Below are 19,588 nucleotides of genomic sequence, written 5' to 3' on the forward strand. Positions count from 1 at the left end.
TCGCGAGCCACAGGCGACCGTTCTCGAGGAAGCTGCCGGAGCGGCCCGACGAGACGTCGGCGACCGAGTGGCTCGTCGTCTCCTTGCCGAACAGGCCAGCCGGGCGGAAGATCAGCACCAGCGCCATGATGATGAAGATCACGGTTGCCGAGGCCTGCGGATAGAAGACCTTGGTCAGACCCTCGATCACGCCGAGCATCAGGCCGGAAACGATGGCGCCGAAGATCGAGCCCATGCCGCCGATGACCACGACGGCGAAGATGGTGATGATCATGCCCTGCCCCATCTGCGGGCTGACCTGGTAGATCGGGGCTGCCATGACGCCGGCGAAACCGGCAAGACCGACACCGAACGCGTAGGTCAGCATCAGCAGGCGCGGCACGTTGATACCGAAAGCGCGGACGAGATCGGGATTTTCGGTCGCGGCCCGGAGGTAAGAGCCGAGCTTGGTTCGCTCGACCATGTACCAGGTGCCGAAGCAGACGACGATTGCCGCAACGATCACCCAGGCGCGGTAGATCGGCAGGAACATGAATCCGAGATTGATGCCGCCTTTCAGAGACTCCGGCACGCCATACATCTGGCCGGCGGCACCGTAATAGACGTTGAAGGCACCCTCGATCGCCATGGCGAGGCCGACGGTCAAAAGCAGACCGTAGGCATGGTCAAGATCGTAGACGCGGCGGATGAAGATGCGCTCCATCAGCGCGCCGATGACAGCCACCACCAGCGGAACGATGACCAGCGCCCACCAGTAGCCGATCGAAGGCAGACCAAGACCCGGGAACAGTTCAGGCAAGCGCATGAGATACCAGGCGCCGAACGCGCCCAGCATGTATTGCGCGCCATGGACGAAGTTGCCGATGCGCAACATGCCGAAGATGATCGCCACGCCCAGGCTCATCATGGCGTAGAACGAACCGTTGATGAGGCCGACGAGAAGCTGGCCGAAAAGAAGGGTTGGCGGAACGCCAATCAGGTCCATCATGGCCATCACACCCCGAGATAAGCTTGGATTTTGGCTTCATTGCCGGCGAGTTCGTCGCGGCTGAAGCTCTCGACCACCTTGCCGTGGTCGACGACGAAATGCCGGTCGGCGAGCTTGGAAGCGAAGCGGAAGTTCTGCTCGACCAGAAGGATGGTGAAGCCCCTCGCCTTCAGCTTCTCGAGCACGACGGCGATCTGCTTGACGATGACCGGCGCAAGGCCTTCGGTCGGCTCGTCGAAGATCAAAAGCTTGGCGCCCGTGCGCAGGATGCGGCCGATGGCCAGCATCTGCTGCTCCCCGCCTGACAGCTTGGTGCCGGGGCTCTGCCAGCGCGCCTTGAGGTTCGGGAACAGCTCGAGGATCTCGTCCACGGTCATGCCGCCCTTGGCGATGACCGGCGGCAGCTCCAGATTCTCGGCCACCGACAGGCTCGAGAAGATGCCGCGCTCCTCCGGGCAGTAGGCGATGCCGCGCCGGGCGATGATCTCGGGCGCCCGCTTCGCAACGTTCTCACCGCGATAGGTGATAACACCGGTCTTCTTGCGCACGAGGCCCATGATACAGCGCAGCGCTGTCGTCTTGCCGGCGCCGTTGCGGCCCAGCAGCGTGACGAGTTCACCCTCGCGGATGTCGAAATTCATGCCGTGGAGCGCCTTGCTCTCGCCGTACCAGGCATGCAGGTCGGCGATGTCGAGCACCACCTGGGAAGTCTCAGTCATCTGCGCCACCGATATAGGCTTCGACAACGCGCGGATCGCGCGACACGGTATCGTAGTTGCCTTCGGCCAGCACCCGTCCCTGCGCCAGCACGGTGATGGTGTCGGAAAGGGCTGAAACCACCGACAGATTGTGCTCGACCATCAGGACAGTGCGGTCGCTTGCTACCTTGCGGATCAGTTCGGCGATGCGGTCTACGTCCTCGTGGCCCATGCCCGAGGTCGGCTCGTCGAGCAGCAGCATCTCGGGATCCAGCGCCAGCGTCGTGGCAATCTCCAGCGCGCGCTTGCGACCGTAAGGCAGATTGACCGCGACATGGTTGCGATAGGAAAGCATGCCGACAGCGTCGAGCAGTTCATCGATGCGATCGTTGAGCACGCCGAGCGTGCGTTCGCTTTGCCAGAAGCGATAGGAGGTCCCCGTCGGCCGCTGCAGTGCCATGCGCACGTTTTCACGCACGCTCATGCGCGGAAACACCGCCGAAATCTGGAACGATCGAACAATGCCCTTGCGCGCCACCTCTTCCGGCTTCAGCGCGGTGATGTCCTCGCCGTTGTATCGGATCGTACCTTCGCTGGGCTGCAGGAACTTGGTGATCAGGTTGAAGGTCGTCGTCTTGCCGGCGCCGTTGGGGCCGATCAGGGCGTGGATGGTATTGCGCCGGACCTTGAGGTCGACGTCTTTTACGGCGGCGAAGCCATAGAAATACCGGCTCAGCCCGGACGCCTCGATGATGTAGTCGTCCGCAGTGCCTTGCTGCACCTTGTCCTCCACGTACTCTAGGAAATATGCGGCACAGGGCGCCCGTCATACATCGACGAGAATGCCCTTGCCGCGTGATGCCAGATGCCTGAGCGCCACCACCTTCTGGTAGTCGTCAGAATGGTAGAATTGGCGCGCCGCGTCAGCGCTCGGGAACTCGACCACCGAGATCGTCGCCGGCTGCCAGCCGCCTTCGAGGCTTTCGATTCGATCGCCCGACAAGACGAAACGCCCGCCGCCGGCGGCCATGATCGGCCCGGCGACCTCACGATAGTGCTGCCAGGCGGCCTCGTCGGTAATTTCGATCTCGAAGATCAGATAGCCGGGCAAGTCGTCACTCCCATCGGGTGGACGCGCCGGACGGCGAGCGTGCCGTCCGGCGCTGTCGGATCAGCCTTTGGCCAGCTTGCAGGCGCTCTTGTCGATCGAGCGGAAGGCGATGTCGGCAGGAACGGTGGTCACGACCTTGAACACGTCCTGCGCATCGGATGCCTCGCCGGGCGCACGCACCTGAAGCAGCTGCATGTCATGCACGAGGCGGCCGTTGGGCAGCAGCGTCGCATTCTTTGCGAACAGGTCGTTGATCTTGCCTTCGCGCAGCTTGGCGAGCACCGCGGTCGGCTCGTCGGTACCGGCGGCCTTGACGGCGTTCAGGTAATTGGTCGCTGCGGAATAGGCACCGGCCGCAACCCAGCCCGGAGCATTGCCGGTCTTCTTCTGCATCTCTTCCTTGAAGTGCTTGGAAGCGTCGTCGGTGTTCCAATACCAGGCGGCGGCAAACTGGATGCCCTTTAGCGCTTCAAGGCCGATGGCGCGCGCATCCGACTGGTGCAGCACGGTCAGCGCCACGCGCATGCCCTGGTCGATCAGGCCGAACTCCTGGACCTGCTTGAGCGCATTGACCAGTTCAGGACCATTGACCGTCAGCGCCAGAACCTTGGCGCCCGAGGCCTGGGCCTGCAGGATGTAGGACGAGAAGTCGGTGGTGCCGAGCGGCGCCCGCACCGAACCCAGTATCTTGCCGCCTTCTTCCTCGACGGCGGTCTTCACGCCGGCTTCCAACACCTTGCCGGCTTCATAGTCGGGCGACAGGATGAACCAGGTCTCGCCACCGGCCTTGAGCTGGGCGCTGACCGACGAACGCACCTGCGAATAGGCGTCGTATGCCCAGGCCATGCCGTAGCCGTTGCAGTCGGCTTCGGTCATCTTGTCGGTCATCGGCGAGACGAAGAAGCCGAGCTTCTTCTGTTCGCCCAAAAGGTTGTTGACCGAAAGCGCGATTGCCGAATTGGCGACATCGAACAGCGCGTCGACATTGTCGCGCTCCAGCCATTCGCGGGCGATGGACAGTGCGATCTCGGGCTTGTTCTGATGATCGGCCGAGACCAGTTCGATCGGCTTGCCCAGCACCTGACCGCCGAAGTCGGAGATTGCGAGCTTGACTGCCTCGGTCACCTCGGTGCCGCCGAGCGCGGAGAAGGAAGAGCTCTGGTCGTTGAGCACGCCGAGCTTGACGCTGGCGTCCTGTGCTGCGGCAGTCAGCGCGGTCGACAGCAGCAAAGCTGCCGCGAGAATGGATTTCTTCATGTCATTCCTCCCCAGGGACGTAGGCTTTGGTGCCGGTCTGGATGCGCGCCGGCATTGATGTGCGCGCAAGGCCGCCACGCGGCATGGCGTGACGACTCCTCAAGGAGAAATCACAGGATGCAGGCGAGCCGAACATCGTCCATGCGGACTACCGCATATGTCGGCCTGGGCCTGAACAACGCTTGCCTGGGCTAGTTCGTTTGCAGGATGCGAGCCGACGCGCACGCGCAAGACATCGCGGCATGAGAGAATTCGACACGATCATCGTTGGCGCCGGCTCGGCCGGCTGTGTGGTGGCCAACAGGCTAAGCGAAGACCCGGGACATAGGGTGCTTGTCCTCGAGGCCGGACCATCGGACCTTCATCCCTTGGTCCGGATGCCCCGGGGATGGGTCAAGCTGACCAAGCATCCGAAACGCTCGTGGAACTTTCCTGTCGAGCATGAAGAAGGTCGGCCGGAAGCCGAGACATGGGCGCGCGGCCGCGGGCTTGGCGGATCGAGCTCGATCAACGGAATGCTCTATTGCCGGGGCGCCCCCGAGGACTACGACGGCTGGGCCGACTTCGGCGTCACGGGCTGGAGCTGGACCGAGATGGCGCCAGTCTTCCGCAAGATCGAGAACCATCAGCTTGGTGGCGATGTCATCAGGGGCGGCAATGGTCCCTTGCAGGTCAGTGTTCGTCCTCTCGCCGACCCTCTCGGCCAGGCGATCCTCGATGCAGGTGCTTCGCTCGGCCTCGACCATCTCGACGACCTCAACGGCGCCAGACGCGATGGCGTCGGTACCTACACGCATACGGTCGACCACATGGGGCGGCGCATGAGCGCGGCCCGCGCCTTCCTCCGACCGGCGATGCGGCGCAAGAACCTCGTCGTCCAAACCGGCGCGCAGGTTCTGCGTATCCTGTTCGACGGTCGTCGGGCAGTCGGCGTCGAATATCTCGTGGGCGGTCGCCAACGCACCGCCCGGTCGGCAAGCGAGGTCATCGTTGCCTGCGGCGCGATCCAGTCACCGCAACTGCTGCAGGTGTCAGGCGTCGGCCGCCATGATGTGCTTTCGGCGGCTGGCGTCCAGACTGTGACCGAATTGCCCGGCGTCGGCCGCAACTTTGCCGAACACCTCGTTGTGGCGCTGCCCTATCGCCTTGCCGGAATTCATGGCCACAACCGCAGCTTCAGTGGCCTGCGCCTCGTCGGCGAGGTGCTGCGCTATTATCTCGCCGGCACGGGGCTGATGAGCTTCGGTGCGTCCGAAATCGGCGCGTTCGTCCGCTCCTCGTCAGACGTCACCTATCCGGATCTGCAGCTATCGCTGTCACCCTACACCTTCGCCCGTGGGCTGCTGCAAGGCCGCCTGAAGCTAGAGGCCGAGCCCGGCATCACCATCATCGGCTATGCCCTGCGGCCGGAAAGCCGCGGCGAGATTACCATCCGCTCGGCCGACATGCGCGACATGCCGCCAATCCGGCCGAACTGGCTGGCGACGGAAAACGACCGGCGCACCGCCATTTCGATGATGCGCATCATGCGCGACTTCGTCGCCCAGCCTGCATTGCAGCCCTTTGTGAAGCAGGAGCTTTGGCCTGGCCCAGCAGTGCAATCGGACGACGACATGCTCGCTGCCTTCCGCGCGACCTTCGTGTCGGGGCTGCATGCGGTCGGCACTTGCCGGATGGGCAATGACGCCGACGCCGTCGTCGACGAGCGATTGCGCGTCCATGGCGTCGATGGCCTCCGTGTGATCGATGCCTCGGTCATCCCGGCACCGATATCGGGTAACACCAACGGCCCTGTGATGGCGCTGGCCTGGCGCGCTGCTGACCTGGTACTTGAGGAAAGGCGCTGAACGCTCAGAAATCGAAGAATTCGCTTCGTGCGCTGCTGAACGCCTTTTCCAATCGATGGACCATGCGCCAGCCCTTTTCGGTCCTGCGATAACGCACGTCATATTGGCCGCAAGCTGTGCGGCTCATCGTGTGGTTCGGTGTTAACCGGCCGATTGCGACGAAATGGAAATGCAGGTGCCCGGTCGCCTCGTCCCCGTCGATGTCGAGCAACGGCAGACCGGGCACATGAACGCCGGAGAATTTCGCCGTGAGATCCAAGCAGAAAGCCGACAGTTGCTCCCTGCCCTCAACCTTGAGCGCCGAGCGGTCGCCGACGGCCGCGATTTCGAACACGCCGTCCACAGTGAACACATCGGCCCATGCCTTGCCATTGCCGCAGTCCCAGGCGCGCGCATAGCGCGCCTCGAGCGCGATGATGTCGAGCATTGCCTCGGCGCGCGCCAGCCTTGCCTCCAGCATCTCAGGCGTTCCTGGCAAATGCATCGCGCAGCCTGGCGCCACCGTGGTCGATCGCCAGCCGCGCTTTGCCGATCAATCCGACCATGCTGGCAAAGCCGTGCGAGACACCGTCGTAGCGCCTGGCTTCCACATCAACACCGGACTCGGCCAGCGCTGTGTAAAGGGCCTCGACCTCACTGCGCAAGGGATCGAATTCGGCAATGGCGATCGTCGTCTGCGGCAGCCCGGCAAGATCGACGGACCGAAGCAGCGCGACACGGGGATCTGCCAAGCCAGCCGGCTCGCCCACATATTGCCGCCAGTACCAGCGCATCATTCCCGCGCTAAGGAATGGAGTCTGCGGGAAAGTGTCGTAGCTCGTGCCGGAAGCCGTGGGATCCGAAACAGGATAGAAAAGCAACAGGTGTCGCAGTTTCAGGCGGACCTCCGATGAGGCATGGAGTGCGGCAGCTGCCGCCAGATTGCCCCCGGCACTATCTCCGGCAAGCGCCAGCCTCCTGCCGTCGCAGCCGAGCGTGATAGCGTTGGCCGCCGCCCACTCCAGAGCCGCCAAAGCATCCTCGTAGGCTGCCGGGAACCTGTGTTCCGGCGCCAGCCGGTAGTCGATCGACAGCACCGCGCAATCGCCCGCCTTGGCCAGCGCCCGGCAGAAATTGTCATGCGTATCCAGCGAACACAGCACGAAGCCGCCGCCATGCAGGAAGACCAGCAGCGGCAATGCCTTGCCCTGACGTGGCTTGTAGAGTCGCGCCGGGATGTCTCCGGCACCGCCGGCAACGGTGATGTTCTCGACCGCGGCCATCTCGGTGCGCTCCGTCGGCCATCCCGCCGCGTTCACGGCAACGCGCAACGCCGGGATGTCGACATTGGCGAGGTCGAGCGGCGGCCGCCTGGCGATGACCTCCGCCATCGCGGCAATATCTGCATCGAGCACCAATTCCATACCCAACCTCCGCGGTATTTCTTCGGCTGGAATGAAAGCTAGCCCCAAGACTCGCCGCATCGTTCGATCGGGTGAGCCAATGAAAAAGGCACCGCCGGAAACCGGCGACGCCTTTCGCAAGTTGAAACCGTTCTGCTGCTTACTGGGCGCAGTCGGCACGCTCGACGAGACCGTCCTCGCGCAGCTGGTATGGGTTCTTGACGACCTTGAGGCTCTCGACCGACGGCAGGAAGTGGTTGTCGGCGCTGGCCGCCAGTTTGCCCGTCAGCGTCTTGATCTCGCCGGCGTTGGCCTCGATCCAGGCCGCAACCGACTTGCCGTCGGTCTTGCCCGAACCGTTCATGGCGGCAGCCAGGATGAAGGGTTGGATGTAATAGGGCACCAGCGCCGAGGGTCCGCCCATGCGGTCGAGATCGGCAATATCGGCCTTGGCCTTCTCGGCGAACTTGGCGAACGGCTTCTCGCCGAGCGCGTCGCCCGGGCAGAAGGTCATGCCCTCGAACTGCACCGAATACACGCCCTCGAACGGCTCGGTGCCGATTGTGGCGGCGTTGCCGACGGCGTAGTTGGTCATGGTCAGGCTCGCCAGCACGGGAACGTCCCAGCCGATGTCATAGCGATTTTCCAGCATCTTGCGGGCGTCGTCGCCGATCGAGTTGATCAGCAGCACCGCTTCGGCCTCGGAGTTTCGCAGCGAAAACAGCTGCGGGGTCATGTCCTCGGTGCGGAAGGCGAATTCCTGGATGGCGACCGGCTCGACGCCCTTGCCCTTCATGTAGTTGACGATGTCGGACACCGCCGCCTTCGACATGCCGCCATTGTCCGAGATCAGCGCCAGCTTGGTCAGCTTCAGCGTATCGAGCGCATAGGCGATGTTGGGGATCATCTGGTTCTCACCGATCGGCGAGGTGGAGAAGTGGTACGGGCCGACCTGCGGGGTCAACTGCGTCGAGGCGGCGCTTGAAACCTGGGCGACATTGGCTTCGGTGCCGATCGGCATCAGCGGCGTCGTTTCCTGGCTGGTCGCCGGGCCAACTACCGCCGCAACCTTCTCGCTTTCGATGAGGCGGCGCATCTCGCTGACGCCATGCGTCGGGTCGGTCATCGTGTCGGCCAGCACCAGCTCGACCTTCTTGCCGAGAATGCCACCGGCGGCGTTGATGTCGTCGACAGCACGCTTCCAGGCGACCTCGGCATTCTTGCCGATCGAGGCGCCCGCGCCGGTCAGCGACATGATGCCGCCGATCTTGATCGTCTCTTCGGCCCTGGCCGTGCCGGCAGTTGCCAGGGCGGTGAACGACATCAGGGCGGCGACAATGGCGCGCCGGCTGCGAATGCTGGAAGTCATAGTCTGGTCTCCACGGAAATCGATGCCGCCGTTTCGGCCTAACGTGATTGGCAGGCATCGTCCATAAGGACCATTGAATTGAGCCAGCAACTGCCTCGCCTGGCCCAATGCCATCAGCAGCAAAACGGCCCTCACCCGATCGAACGATGAATTTCGTGATTGCCAGCCGGACACTCCAGCTCATGCCGAAAGGGCAATTGTCTCAAGCGGAGGATCCTGCCAGTGAAATTTTCCATGATCTACGAGGCGCAGATCGCCGAAACCCATCGGGAGGCCGAGCAGCAGGTTTTCCGCGAGATGGTGGAACAGTGCGTGCAGCTCGACAGGAGCGGCTTCGACGGGGTCTGGTGCGTCGAGCACCATGGCCTGACGCAATATTCGCACATGTCGGCACCGGAAACCTTCCTCGCCTTTGTCGCCGGCCAGACGAAGAGGCTCGAGATCGGCCATGGCGTCGTCTGCCTGCCGCCGGCGATGAACCATCCCATCAAGGTCGCCGAACGTGTCGCCATGCTCGACATCCTGTCGAATGGCCGCGTCAATTTCGGCGTCGGCAAGGGCGGCAGCCAGCAGGAAGCCGGCGCCTTCGGCTACCAATTGGTCGAGTTGCAGCCGCTGATCGACGAGAGCATGTACCTTATCCCCCGCCTCTTCACCGAAGAGGTGGTCGAGCATGACGGCCAGTACATCAAGTTCCCGGCCCGCCCCGTCCATCCCAAGCCGCTGCAGAACCCGCATCCGCGCATGTACATGGCCTGCACCCGCTGGGAAGCCGTGGTGACGGCTGGTTCACGCGGCCTCGGCGCATTGGTCATGGGTTTCGGCGGCCCCGACGAGATCAAGACCAAGAGCGATGCCTATCGGAAGGCCTTTGCCGAGCGCAAACCAGAGGACCAGGTCGGATTCCGCCCGACCGAGCACCTCTCCGCCCTGTGCCCGGCCATCGTCCTGCGCGACCGGGACAAGGCCCGCCGCATCGGCTTGCGTGGACAGCGCTTCTTCGCCGAGGCGCTGTCGCACTGGTACCAGGGCGGTCCCAAGCCTGAGGTCGACGACATGAGCCCGGAAGAGCATCTGGCGGCGCTCGACAAGGTGCGCGAGCACAAGTTCGCCAAGCTCGGCGAAGACAAGATCGCCTACAATCCGCAGGCCTATGGTTATCTCGACGACATCAACGACGCCTATGGCACGCCAGAGGATTGTATCCGCTATGTCGAGCGCCTGTTCGAGGCCGGTGCCGACGAGATCATGTTCCTGTCGCAGATGGGCACCGTGCCGCATGAAGCGATCATGGAGACGATCGAGTTGATTGGCAGCGAGGTGATCCCGCATTTCCGCGGCAAGAAGCTGCGCGTCGCTGCCGCCGAATAGGTTACCTGCGGTCGGCACCCAGGTGCCGGCCGCCTTTTCCCGCACCGAAAATGACAAAGGCCGGCACCACCATGCGGGCCTTTCCGCTGCCTGCGTTCGTATCACATTGCCAGATGCGCGCCGACGTAGCGGGCGTCAGCATAGATCAGCGGCTCGATGCTGCCGAACAGTGCGACGTCGGTAACCCGCCCCACGAACACGCCATGGGTACCATAATAGAATTCTCCGTCATTGGCGCAGAAGATGTTGGCTTGGGCGTCGCCAAGATAAGGAATGCCCTGGCGCTCGCGCCAGTCACCCTCGGCGAAGCGCGCCTCGCCCTTCACCTGGCCGCCACAACGTTGCGCCAATGCTTCATGATTTCGTGCCAATATGTTGACACAGAATGGCAATTTCGCCTGGAACGCGGCAAAGATCGAGGCGCTCCGGTTGACGCAGGCGAGCAGCGACGGCGGCTCCATGCTCAGGCTGTCGACAGCGGTCGCGGCCATGGCCAGCCGCTGACCTTGATGGCTCGTGGTCAGGATCACCACCGACTTCGCCAGCCGGCGCATCGCCGCTCGCGTGTCCGCCACCAGCTCATTGACCTCAATGGACATTCCGCGCTCCTCCACGTCCTGCAACGATCGCAGCATCACGCAGAACAGGGCCCTGAGGCATCGTTCGAACGGGCGAGCCCAGCAATTGCGGTTGGCCGTTAGCTCAGCTCGTCGACCGAGCGCAGCAGCAGCCGCACGAGCTCACTCTGCCTGCTCACTCCGGTCTTGGAAAACACCATGCGCAAATGCGCTTTGGCGGTGTTCTTGGTGATGCCGAGCGCGGCACTGGCATCGTCGAGGTCGAGACCCTGCCCCATCAGCGCCGCAAGCTCGGCTTCTGCCGGCGTCAGGCCAAACAGCCTGACAAGCACCGCAGGCTGCGGCGCAACGTTGCTGCCGGCGTCGGCGATGATGACGAGTGCCGCGCCGCGCAGCGGCGCATGCAGCTTGGCCGAATGCGGTGCCGGCCTGACGACGAGCCCGAGCGCCTCGCCGCAGGAACGATGAATCGAAAACGCGCGCGCGCCGGCAAAGGAGGCGTCGCTCGTCTCGGCAATCTCGGCCACCGCCGTGGTGAACGCACCGCTCGGTCCGGCCTCGTCGAGCAGGCGCAGCCTGCCGCGATCGTTCTTTAGCACGTCCTTTTCGGCTAGGATCGCTTCGGCCTGTGGCGTTGCCTGCAGAATGCGGCAGTCACGGTCGACGATGATGGCGCCCACCGCCAACCGCCCCAGCGCACCGGCGAACAGCTCGCGCTCGGCCTCGAGCCCGTTCACCCTGAGGAATAGCCCCATCGCCTGCGTCAGATGCGGCAACAGCCGTCGGAACGACTCTCGTTCGGCCGTACCGAAATTGTCCCGACCCAGCACACGTGTCGCACGCATCCGCACCCGCGCCCCGGAGGGCTCGACGATATCGGCACCCACGACATGCATCCAGCCCGAGCCGGTCATGAAACTCGTCATGAATTCCGAGCGGGAAAATCCTCCCTCGCCGACAAGCTCGGCAAGCGTCGTCACCTTGCCGAGCGGCAGGTCGATGAACGGGTCTTGCGTGTAGAGGTCGTTGTAGCGCGCGATGCGCTCTTCCGACGCCGCCCCGGAATAGATCGCACCCGGTCGGTCGCGGCGCTGGCGCTCGATGATCAGCGTACTGCTTTCGGCATCAACCGATGCCCGCAACCCCTTGAGAAAACTGTCGAAGGGCTTTGCTTCGCCGATACCGGCATAGAGCAGTTCGACCAGCCGGTCGTGATCGGGCGCGGCACCAGATACTTCCGCGCGATCGGCCACTGTCAGTTCGCGTCCGGCGCGTAACGCTTGATCAGGTCGAGGAACAGCGGTGTCTCGCCGCCGCCATGCACCTCAAGCTGCGCGCCGGTGACGAAGGTCGCCGTCGGACTGGCGAGGTAGAGGGCGGCGCGGGCGATGTCGTCTCCACGCCCCATGCGCTTCATCGGCACCGAAGCGGCAATCGCCTGCTGTGCCTCGCGTGAGCCATAGGTCTCATCGGCTTTTTCGGTCTCGATGAGGCCGACGATGATGGCGTTGACGCGCACTTTGGGCGCCCATTCCTGCGCAAGGCTGGTGGTCAGGCTGAGCAGGCCGGCCTTGGCCGCGCCGTAGACCGAGGTGCCTGGCGACGGCCGGCGGCCGGACACGCTGGCGATGTTGATGATGTTGCCGCCTTCCGGCAGCCTCGCCATCCAGTGGTAAACAGCCTGCGACATGTAGACGGGCGCCATCAGGTTGAGATTGACGATGGCGTCGGAGAAGCGCGGCGATACCGTCGCTGCGTCGACATGGGGCGAGCCGCCGGCGTTGTTGACCAGCACGTCGATACGGCCATGCTCCTCGCCGACACGGTCGACCAGCTCCTTGCAGGCCTGGGCCGTGCGCACGTCGCATTGCATGAAGATCGCCCTGTTGCCGTTCGAATGCGGCAGGCTGTCCGGCTCGGTGCGTGCGCAGACGACGACGGTTGCGCCCGCGCCGAGAAAACCCTCGGCGATCGCCCGGCCAATGCCCTTGGTGCCGCCGGTCACGATGACGACCCTGCCCTCGAAGGCCGAGCCAACAGGTTGCGGGGCATTGCTCATGTCATAACTCCAGGCATGGTCCGTCGCGCGCGTCTGTACGCAGTCCTACAGCCTTTATGTCGGTCGTCGTTAGGTTTATTCGTCTCTTCGGACGATGCTGGCCGCCCGCCGACGCCTATGTTCCCGCCAAACTAGCCCGGTGACCGTCCGCGGCCGCCATACCGTCGAACAGGCCCAGTGCCTCCAGGTAGACAGATGATCTCAGAAGACGCCGACTGGAAGTTCACCACCATTCCTGCCCTCTGCGCGCGCGCCGCCGAGCTCTATGGCACACGCACGGCAGTTGAAGACAACGGCGTCGTACTGAACTTCGTCGAGCTCGACACGATGCGCAAGCGCGTCGCCAAGGCGATGATCGCAGCCGGTGTCGAGAAGGGCGACCGCATCATGGTCTGGGCGCCCAACACCTGGAAATGGTTCGCCACAGCCCTCGGCCTCGTCACCGCAGGCGCCGTACTCATTCCCGCCAGCACCCGCTTCAAGGGCGCGGAAATCGCGGAACTGGTCAAGCGCAGCGGCACCTCGGTGCTGTTTTCGGTCGGCGACTTCCTCAACACCTATTACCCTGACCAGCTCCGTGCCGAGACGCGCGACCTGCTGCGCGAAGTTGTCGTCATCGGCGACGGCAGCAAAGGCGACCGCGACTGGGAGAGCTTCGTTGCATCGGGCGACAGCATCAGCGATGCCGAGCTTGCCGCACGCGAGGCCACTGTCGGTCCCGATGATCTCTGCGACATGCTCTTCACCTCCGGAACCACGGGTTATCCCAAGGGTGTCATGTATGGCCACCAGCAGTGCCTTCAGGCGATCGATGCCTGGGCAACGCGTGTCGGTATCCGCGAGCATGACCGCATCCTGGTCATCCCCCCTTTCTTCCACGCCTTCGGCTATCGCTCCGGCGCCATCGTTTCGCTGATGCGTGGCGCGGTTCTGATGCCGCATCTCACCTATGATGCCGGCGAAATTCTCAAGCGCGTCGCCGAAGAGAAGATCAGCGTCATCCCCGGTCCGCCCGCCATCTTCCAGGGCATGCTCCAGCATCCGGACCTGGCAAAATTCGACACCTCCAGCCTGCGCCTCGGCGTCACCGGCGGCGCGGTCGTGCCGTCGATCCTCATCCGGCGTATGCGCGAGGAACTCGGCTTCGCCGGCGTTGTAAACGGCTATGGGCTGACCGAGTGCGGCGGCTACGGCACCATGTGCCTGGCGTCGGACCCGGATGAGGTGATTGCCAACACTGCCGGCAAGGCAGCTCCCGGCGTGGAAGTGCGTATCATGGGCGACGACGGCCATTTCCTGCCCGACGGCAAGCCCGGCGAAGTGGTGATCCGCGGCTACATCGTCATGAAGGGCTACTTCAACGATCCAAAATCGACGGCCAAGACCATCGACCCCGAGGGCTGGCTGCACACCGGCGATATCGGCTACTTCGACAGTGACGGCAACCTGCGCATCGAGGACCGTCTCAAGGACATGTACATCACCGGTGGCTTCAACTGCTATCCGGCCGAGATCGAGCGCATCCTGAGTCAGCACCCGGCCATCGGCATCGTTGCCGTGATCGGTGTGGCAGACGAGCGTCTCGGCGAGGTCGGCAAGGCCTATGTGGTGCTGCGCCCGGGCACCAGCGCCACCGAGAAGGACATCATCGACTGGTCGCGCGCCAACATGGCCAACTACAAGTGCCCGCGCAGCGTCGAGATCCGTCCGTCCCTGCCCACCAGCCCGCAAGGCAAGGTGCTCAAGAACATTCTGCGCGAAGAGGTCCCCCAAGACGCCTGATCGCGTGCGCCTGCCCTCCGATGCGGGGTCCGGAGCGGCAGGTGCAGACTTTTCCCCATGGGCTGGTGCGCAAGCGCCGCCCTTTCTTCTTGGCCGCGTTGCCCAGACTGCGCGTCCCCCGGGATGCGGCATCCCCGGGGACACTGCATTGACCAAAGAAAAGGGCGCCGGTTGCCCGACGCCCTTCAGTTCTTCCTGACGCAGTGGCTCGGCTACGCCCCGTAGACCGCCTTCGGTGCCGGACGCGTGGCCACCAGTTCCTTGATCCGGTCGCCGAGCTCGGCTGCGTCCCATCGGCTGCCCTTGTCGAATTCAGGGCCGTCGTTCCAGCCGAGGCAGATGCGGATCTTGCCGCCGATCAGCTCGAAGATCTGGCCGGTCACTTCAGCCGACGCCGAGCTGCACAGCCAGGCAACCAGGGGTGCGGTGTTCTCAGGCGCGAAGATATCGAACTCGCCGTCCTTGGCCTGCATGGCCTCGGCAAAGGCGGTCTCTGTCATGCGCGTGCGGGCATTCGGCGCAAGACCATTGGCGGTGATGCCGTAGCGGCGGAGCTCGGCTGCCTGGACCAGGGTCAGCGAAGCGATGCCGCCCTTGGCCGCCGAATAGGCGCTCTGGCCGACGCTACCTTGCAGGCCGGCGCCCGAAGAGGTGTTGATGATGCGGGCGTCGACCGTCTTGCCGGCCTTCTGCTGGGCGCGCCAATAGTCGACGGCGTGTCTGCTGACGCAGAAATGGCCGCGCAGATGCACGCGCAGCACCGCGTCCCATTCATCGGGCGTGCATGACACGAACATGCGGTCGCGCACGAAGCCGGCATTGTTGACCACGGCATGCAGGTCACCAAAGGCGTCGAGTGCGGCCTTGACGATGCGGCCGCCGGCCTCGAAATCGGTGACGTCATCATAGTTGGCGACGGCCTGGCCGCCCATGGCCTTGATCTCGTCGACCACCTGCTGCGCCGGCGTCTCCGCCGTCGCGTCGCCATGAGTGCCGACGCCGAGATCGTTGACCACGACCTTCGCGCCTTCGGCCGCGAGGCCCAGCGCATAGGCGCGACCGAGGCCGCGGCCGGCGCCGGTGACGATCACAACCCTGTTTTCGCAGATCGCTGCCATGTCAGTCCTTCTCACTTTGTCTTGGTCGACAGGCGCACAGCGCGCGCCTTGCCGGTGTTGCGTTTGCGGCCAGGTTCCGCGACGCGGAGCGGTTCGCATTCCACGAGATCGGCAAGCGACCGGTCGGCCAGCCGCTGATACTCACCGTCGCCATTGTTGCGCCAGATGATAGCGGCTTCCGGCATTTCCTTGACCACCTTGGCTGGATTGCCGGCGATCAGGCTACGTTGAGGCGTCACCACCTCGTTCTTCACCAGGCTGAGCGCTGCCACCAGGCTGTCGTCGCCGATAACGGCGCCGTCGAGCACCACGGCATTCATGCCGATAAGTGCATTCTCGCCCACCGTGCAGCCATGCAGGATGGCGCCGTGGCCTACGGTCGCGCCGCGGCCGACGATGCAGTCCGAGCCCGAGCCGGTGTGCAAGGTGCAATTGTCCTGCACGCTGGCATCGCCGATGACTGTGATGCGGCCGAAATCGCCCCGCAGCGACGCCCCGGGGCCGATGTAGCAGCGCGGCCCGATGGTCACGTCACCGATCAGCACCGCCGTCGGATGCAGGTAAGCAGTGGGGTCGACCACCGGCACGATGCCTTCAAAGGCATAGCACGGCATGGTCAGAGCCTCTCGATGATGGTCACGTTGGCCTGGCCGCCGCCTTCGCACATGGTCTGCAGCGCATAGCGGCCGTTGCGGCGCTCGAGTTCGTTCAGCATCGTGGTCATGATGCGCGCGCCGGTGGCGCCGAGCGGATGGCCGAGTGCGATCGCGCCGCCATTGACGTTCACCTTGTCCCGTGGAATGCCAAGGTCCTTGATCCAGGCGAGCGGGACCGAGGCAAAGGCCTCGTTGCACTCGAACAGGTCGATGTCCTCGATCTTCAGGCCGGTCTTCATAAGCGCATGGCGCGTCGCCGGGATCGGCGCTGTCAACATCCAGACCGGGTCGTCGCCGCGCACGCTGATGTGGTGGATGCGGGCGCGCGGCTTGAGGTTGTGGTCCTTCACCGCCTGTTCCGAGGCGATCAGCAGTGCAGCCGCCGCATCGGCGTTCTGGCTGGCGACGCCGGCATGCACGCGACCGCCTTCGACCAGCGTCTTCAGCGTCGCCATCCTGTCGAGCGATGTGTCGCGGCGCGGCGTCTCGTCCACGGCGAAGTCGCCGACCGGCACGATCTCATTGGTGAACCGTCCCGCGTCGATGGCGGCAATGGCGCGCTGGTGGCTCTCCAGCGCGAACTGCTCCATCTCGTCGCGGCTGCACTGCCACTTCTCGGCGATCATTTCGGCCGAGCGGAACTGGCTGACCTCCTGGTCGCCATAGCGGGCGCGCCAGCCCGGCGAGGTGCTGAACGGATCGGGGAAACCGAACTGCGGCCCGACCAGCATGGCCGACGCCATCGGGATCATGTTCATGTTCTGCACGCCGCCGGCAATCACCAGCTCCTGCGTACCGCTCATCACCGCCTGCGCGGCGAAGTGCACCGCCTGCTGTGCCGAACCGCACTGGCGGTCGACGGTTACACCAGGCACATGGTCGGGCAGACCCGCCACCAGCCAGCAGGTGCGGGCGATGTCGCCGGCCTGCGAGCCGATCGTGTCGGTGCAGCCATAGATGACGTCATCGACCGCGTTCGGGTCGATGCTGGTGCGGGCGATCAGCGCCTTGATCGGCTGAGCACCAAGGTCTGCCGAATGCAGGGCGGCGAGCGAGCCCTTCTTGCGGCCGACCGGCGTGCGGACGGCGTCGACGATATAGGCTTCTGGCATATCAGGCCTCTCCGGCAAAGGTGTGTTCGGGTCCGAGCGGACGCGCAAAGACGCGGGCTGCGACGCGCTCGCGGTGGAAGGCAGTGCCGCCCCACCAACTGGTCAACGCGATGCCACGCTTGAGGAAGAAGTGGACGTCCACCTCCCAGGAATAGCCCATGGCGCCATGCACCTGGATCGAGGTCCGAGCCGCGACATCGGCGGCATCAGTGCAGGCAAGCTTGGCCTGCGAGATGCGAGCGCGGCTGTAGAGATCGCCCTGCTCGAGCTGGGCGGCTGCCGCATGCAGCACCGGACGTGCGAACTCGATCTTCACCTGGGCGGTCGCGAGGTGATGCTTGACCGCCTGGTAGGAGCCGATCGGCTTGCCGAACTGCTGGCGTTCCTTGGCATAGGCGACACCGAGATCGACGCAGCGCTGGGCTAGACCCTGCATCTGAGCGGCTGCAAACAGCGCGCCACGGTCGAGAGCGGCAGCCAGCGGGACTGCGGCCTCGCTGGCGCCGGCAACCAGCGTTGCGTCGCTCGGCTTGAATTCAACCGTGAACAGCCGGCGGAACGGGTCGACACTCGGCTGCGCCACGATCCTTGCCTTGGCGGTTTCGACGAGATGGACAGCACCGTCGCGGACGACGAGTACCGCCTCGGCCGTATCGGCATCGGCGACGAACGAATTGGCCGGATGTGCCACCGTGACGGTTACATCGCCGGCGAGCGCACGCTTGAGCAGCGCGGCCACCCGGGCATTGTCGGAGAGGGCAGCAAGCAGCGGCAACGCCACGCCTGCATTCTCGACCAGCGGCTCCGGCAGCCCGGCGTAGCCGCAAGCCTCGGCGATCTGCACGAAGTCGATGGCCGACAGTCCGAGGCCGCCATTGTCTTCAGCCACCAGGGCACCGGCGAGGCCCATCTCCAAAATCTTAGCCCAGCGTGAAGCGTCGCGGGCAGTGCCCTCGCCCATCAATCGGCGCAGGTCGGCGGGCTGGCAGACGTCAGCGAGCAACTCACGGACGACGTCAGCCGTCATCGTCTGTTCTTCGGAGAAACGGAAATCCATCTTTTCGCCTCCCCTTATGCGCGCGGCAGCCCGAGCATACGCTCGGCGATGATGTTGCGCTGGATCTCGTTCGAGCCGGCATAGATCGGTCCGGCCAGCGAGAAGAAGTAGCCGTCCAGCCAGCGGCCGATGTCGCCCGCCTCGGGCGCCGTACGCAGCAGTTCCGCACGGGCGCCCAGGATCGACAATGCCGCCTTGTGCATGGCGATGTCCATTTCCGACCAGAAGATCTTGTTGGTGCTGGCCTCGGCGCCGATATGGCCGCCTGCGGCAAGCCGCGATGCGGTGGCGTAGATCGACAGCGCATAGGCCTCGGCGTCCATCCAGGACTGCAGCACCGCCGTGCGCACCGTTGGCTCGACCTCGGCCTCATGCGCCTTGTAGAGCTCGACCAGCTTGCGCGCCGCCACCTGGAAGCGCGCCGGGCTGCGCAGCATCAGGCCGCGCTCGAAGCCGGCAGTTGCCATACAGATGTTCCAGCCCTCGCCCTCGCCGCCGAGGCGGTTGAAGGCGGACACGCGGACATCGTCGAGGAAGATTTCGGCAAAGCCGGTCTCGCCGTCGATCTGCGGGATCGCCTGCACCCGCACGCCGGGGGCGTTGAGCGGGAAAAAGATCAGGGACAAGCCCTTATGGCGCTGCGACGCCGGATCGGTGCGGAACAGCCCAAAGGCCCAGTCGGCGAAGACCGCGCGCGACGACCAGATCTTGTGGCCCTTGAGCACATATTCGTCGCCTTCAAGCACGGCGGTCGCGCGCACCGAGGCCAGGTCGGAACCGGCTTGAGGCTCGGACCAGGCTTGCGCCCAGATCTCGTCGCCTGAGGCCATGGAGGTCAGGAACCGCGCCTTCTGCTCCTCGGTGCCATATTCCATCAGCGTCGGCCCGAGCAGGAAGATGCCGTTCTGGTTGACGCGCAGCGGCGCGCCGGCACGGTAATATTCTTCTTCGAAGATCAGCCACTGGATCAGGTCGAGCCCGCGCCCGCCATAGCTTTCCGGCCAGGTCACCATGCCCCAGCGGCCCTCGGCCAGCACGCGCTCCCATGCGCGATGCGCCTCAAAACCCTCGCGGCTGGCATCGAAGGACGGCAGCGGCTTGCTGGGCACATGCTTTTCGAGCCAGGAGCGCACTTCCTGGCGGAAGGCCTGCTGCTCGTCGGTGTAATCAAGATCCACGCTTGGAAATTCCCGTTGGTCGGCG

General features: G+C 64.5%; 18 protein-coding genes and 1 pseudogene. 3 read left to right on the forward strand and 16 right to left on the reverse strand.

The window, feature by feature from the left end:
• Positions 1–79: 79 nt before the first annotated feature.
• From N7E70_RS30860 to N7E70_RS17905, 5 genes and pseudogenes are all read right to left on the reverse strand, one after another.
• Positions 80–988 (reverse strand): annotated as a pseudogene (locus N7E70_RS30860) (branched-chain amino acid ABC transporter permease); the annotation flags it as partial.
• A 5-nt stretch (positions 989–993) separates the two neighbouring features.
• Positions 994–1,707, reverse strand: coding sequence for an ABC transporter ATP-binding protein (locus N7E70_RS17890; protein WP_263007167.1), 714 nt, complete (start codon positions 1,705–1,707; stop codon positions 994–996).
• A complete protein-coding gene (locus tag N7E70_RS17895) occupies positions 1,700–2,467 on the reverse strand; it encodes an ABC transporter ATP-binding protein (protein WP_263007168.1) in 768 nt (255 codons plus the stop codon). The genes N7E70_RS17890 and N7E70_RS17895 overlap by 8 nt, the downstream gene beginning before the upstream one ends.
• A 45-nt stretch (positions 2,468–2,512) precedes the next feature.
• Positions 2,513–2,797, reverse strand: a complete 285-nt coding sequence (locus tag N7E70_RS17900; RefSeq protein ID WP_263007169.1) for a DUF1330 domain-containing protein — start codon at positions 2,795–2,797, stop codon at positions 2,513–2,515.
• A 60-nt stretch (positions 2,798–2,857) separates the two neighbouring features.
• Complete coding sequence (locus N7E70_RS17905) at positions 2,858–4,054, reverse strand: ABC transporter substrate-binding protein (protein WP_269441408.1); 1,197 nt, start codon at positions 4,052–4,054, stop codon at positions 2,858–2,860.
• A gap of 242 nt (positions 4,055–4,296) precedes the next feature.
• Here N7E70_RS17905 and N7E70_RS17910 point away from each other — a divergent pair, with 242 nt between their 5' ends.
• Positions 4,297–5,901: a GMC family oxidoreductase gene (locus tag N7E70_RS17910; protein ID WP_263007178.1), complete on the forward strand. Its 1,605-nt coding sequence runs from the start codon at positions 4,297–4,299 to the stop codon at positions 5,899–5,901.
• A gap of 4 nt (positions 5,902–5,905) precedes the next feature.
• On the opposite strand, the gene N7E70_RS17915 is transcribed toward N7E70_RS17910, so the two are convergent.
• Genes N7E70_RS17915 through N7E70_RS17925 form a run of 3 tightly spaced genes read right to left on the reverse strand, consistent with a single transcriptional unit; the run spans position 5,906 to position 8,652 of the window.
• Positions 5,906–6,328, reverse strand: a complete 423-nt coding sequence (locus tag N7E70_RS17915) for a nuclear transport factor 2 family protein (RefSeq protein ID WP_263007179.1) — start codon at positions 6,326–6,328, stop codon at positions 5,906–5,908.
• A gap of 34 nt (positions 6,329–6,362) precedes the next feature.
• The gene (locus tag N7E70_RS17920) at positions 6,363–7,463 is read right to left on the reverse strand and encodes an alpha/beta hydrolase (protein WP_263007180.1); all 1,101 of its coding nucleotides are present in this window, start codon (positions 7,461–7,463) and stop codon (positions 6,363–6,365) included.
• A complete protein-coding gene (locus N7E70_RS17925; protein ID WP_263007181.1) occupies positions 7,444–8,652 on the reverse strand; it encodes an ABC transporter substrate-binding protein in 1,209 nt (402 codons plus the stop codon). The genes N7E70_RS17920 and N7E70_RS17925 overlap by 20 nt, the downstream gene beginning before the upstream one ends.
• A gap of 222 nt (positions 8,653–8,874) precedes the next feature.
• Here N7E70_RS17925 and N7E70_RS17930 point away from each other — a divergent pair, with 222 nt between their 5' ends.
• Entirely contained in the window at positions 8,875–10,023 is a 1,149-nt protein-coding gene (locus N7E70_RS17930; RefSeq protein WP_263007182.1) for an LLM class flavin-dependent oxidoreductase, read from the forward strand.
• Between the two features lie 101 nt (positions 10,024–10,124).
• Here the strand turns inward: N7E70_RS17930 and N7E70_RS17935 are convergent, their stop codons facing one another.
• The 3 genes from N7E70_RS17935 to N7E70_RS17945 all read right to left on the reverse strand — a co-directional run bounded on the left by N7E70_RS17935 (position 10,125) and on the right by N7E70_RS17945 (position 12,660).
• On the reverse strand, positions 10,125–10,658 hold the full coding sequence (locus N7E70_RS17935) for a flavin reductase family protein (RefSeq protein ID WP_263007184.1): 534 nt from the start codon (positions 10,656–10,658) through the stop codon (positions 10,125–10,127).
• 62 nt (positions 10,659–10,720) lie between these two features.
• Positions 10,721–11,854: a helix-turn-helix transcriptional regulator gene (locus tag N7E70_RS17940; RefSeq protein WP_269441409.1), complete on the reverse strand. Its 1,134-nt coding sequence runs from the start codon at positions 11,852–11,854 to the stop codon at positions 10,721–10,723.
• Between the two features lie 2 nt (positions 11,855–11,856).
• Positions 11,857–12,660, reverse strand: coding sequence for an SDR family oxidoreductase (locus N7E70_RS17945; RefSeq protein ID WP_263007185.1), 804 nt, complete (start codon positions 12,658–12,660; stop codon positions 11,857–11,859).
• 195 nt (positions 12,661–12,855) lie between these two features.
• Between N7E70_RS17945 and N7E70_RS17950 the strand changes: the two genes are divergently transcribed.
• Positions 12,856–14,442: a FadD3 family acyl-CoA ligase gene (locus N7E70_RS17950; RefSeq protein ID WP_263007186.1), complete on the forward strand. Its 1,587-nt coding sequence runs from the start codon at positions 12,856–12,858 to the stop codon at positions 14,440–14,442.
• A gap of 212 nt (positions 14,443–14,654) precedes the next feature.
• Here N7E70_RS17950 and N7E70_RS17955 read toward each other — a convergent pair whose 3' ends face one another.
• Genes N7E70_RS17955 through N7E70_RS17975 form a run of 5 tightly spaced genes read right to left on the reverse strand, consistent with a single transcriptional unit; the run spans position 14,655 to position 19,563 of the window.
• Complete coding sequence (locus tag N7E70_RS17955) at positions 14,655–15,560, reverse strand: SDR family oxidoreductase (protein ID WP_067962164.1); 906 nt, start codon at positions 15,558–15,560, stop codon at positions 14,655–14,657.
• Between the two features lie 11 nt (positions 15,561–15,571).
• The gene (locus tag N7E70_RS17960) at positions 15,572–16,174 is read right to left on the reverse strand and encodes a gamma carbonic anhydrase family protein (RefSeq protein WP_263007187.1); all 603 of its coding nucleotides are present in this window, start codon (positions 16,172–16,174) and stop codon (positions 15,572–15,574) included.
• Between the two features lie 2 nt (positions 16,175–16,176).
• Positions 16,177–17,328 (reverse strand): acetyl-CoA C-acetyltransferase, encoded by a 1,152-nt coding sequence (locus tag N7E70_RS17965; RefSeq protein ID WP_263007188.1) that lies wholly within the window; start codon positions 17,326–17,328, stop codon positions 16,177–16,179.
• A gap of 1 nt (position 17,329) precedes the next feature.
• Positions 17,330–18,385, reverse strand: a complete 1,056-nt coding sequence (locus N7E70_RS17970) for an acyl-CoA dehydrogenase family protein (protein WP_263007189.1) — start codon at positions 18,383–18,385, stop codon at positions 17,330–17,332.
• A gap of 14 nt (positions 18,386–18,399) precedes the next feature.
• Positions 18,400–19,563, reverse strand: a complete 1,164-nt coding sequence (locus N7E70_RS17975) for an acyl-CoA dehydrogenase family protein (protein ID WP_182574180.1) — start codon at positions 19,561–19,563, stop codon at positions 18,400–18,402.
• Positions 19,564–19,588 lie beyond the last annotated feature (25 nt).

This window comes from Aminobacter sp. NyZ550 (genome assembly GCF_025628925.2).
Classification (GTDB): domain Bacteria; phylum Pseudomonadota; class Alphaproteobacteria; order Rhizobiales; family Rhizobiaceae; genus Aminobacter; species Aminobacter ciceronei.

Bases quoted from the DNA above. Each gene is read 5' to 3' on its own strand.
- N7E70_RS17925 (WP_263007181.1), bottom strand. From the start codon at position 8,652: ATGACTTCCAGCATTCGCAGCCGGCGCGCCATTGTCGCCGCCCTGATG.
- N7E70_RS17955 (WP_067962164.1), bottom strand. From the start codon at position 15,560: ATGGCAGCGATCTGCGAAAACAGGGTTGTGATCGTCACCGGCGCCGGC.
- N7E70_RS17970 (WP_263007189.1), bottom strand. From the start codon at position 18,385: ATGGATTTCCGTTTCTCCGAAGAACAGACGATGACGGCTGACGTCGTC.
- N7E70_RS17910 (WP_263007178.1), top strand. From the start codon at position 4,297: ATGAGAGAATTCGACACGATCATCGTTGGCGCCGGCTCGGCCGGCTGT.
- N7E70_RS17945 (WP_263007185.1), bottom strand. From the start codon at position 12,660: ATGAGCAATGCCCCGCAACCTGTTGGCTCGGCCTTCGAGGGCAGGGTC.
- N7E70_RS17890 (WP_263007167.1), bottom strand. From the start codon at position 1,707: ATGACTGAGACTTCCCAGGTGGTGCTCGACATCGCCGACCTGCATGCC.
- N7E70_RS17965 (WP_263007188.1), bottom strand. From the start codon at position 17,328: ATGCCAGAAGCCTATATCGTCGACGCCGTCCGCACGCCGGTCGGCCGC.
- N7E70_RS17905 (WP_269441408.1), bottom strand. From the start codon at position 4,054: ATGAAGAAATCCATTCTCGCGGCAGCTTTGCTGCTGTCGACCGCGCTG.
- N7E70_RS17935 (WP_263007184.1), bottom strand. From the start codon at position 10,658: ATGCTGCGATCGTTGCAGGACGTGGAGGAGCGCGGAATGTCCATTGAG.
- N7E70_RS17950 (WP_263007186.1), top strand. From the start codon at position 12,856: ATGATCTCAGAAGACGCCGACTGGAAGTTCACCACCATTCCTGCCCTC.
- N7E70_RS17915 (WP_263007179.1), bottom strand. From the start codon at position 6,328: ATGCTCGACATCATCGCGCTCGAGGCGCGCTATGCGCGCGCCTGGGAC.
- N7E70_RS17960 (WP_263007187.1), bottom strand. From the start codon at position 16,174: ATGCCGTGCTATGCCTTTGAAGGCATCGTGCCGGTGGTCGACCCCACT.